We start from the raw sequence: 301 nt of genomic DNA, 5'->3' as shown, positions 1-301 counted from the left end.
CATCCTGAGTATTCACTGAACCAAGCTATTACAGAAAGTCGTCATATGATGGATGGACATAAGATGGAGTATTTCATTTTATGTTTAAGTTTTATCGGTTGGTTTATATTAAGTTGTATTACGTTAGGGATTGGATTCTTATGGTTAATTCCATATTTCTACACAACATCTGCGGCTTTTTACGAAGAGATCGCAGAAGAATATTATGAGAAAAATATTTAGCACTATAAAACCCCCAGTATGAATTATTTGTTCATACTGGGGGTTTTTTGTAGAAACTTTATAAATTGATTGCTAGTAA

Annotated in this window: 1 protein-coding gene; it reads left to right on the top strand. The window is 31.9% G+C overall.

Going from position 1 to position 301, the window contains the following annotated elements:
- Positions 1-222, top strand: a 222-nt coding sequence (locus SB717_RS34900; protein WP_410907463.1) for a DUF975 family protein, incomplete at its 5' end; no start/stop codon positions are given.
- Positions 223-301 lie beyond the last annotated feature (79 nt).

It is taken from the genome of Priestia sp. SIMBA_032 (assembly GCF_046535215.1).
Classification (GTDB): domain Bacteria; phylum Bacillota; class Bacilli; order Bacillales; family Bacillaceae_H; genus Priestia; species Priestia aryabhattai.
The sequence above is the reverse complement of the archived record's forward strand: the minus strand, read 5'-3'. Positions and strand labels throughout refer to the sequence as shown.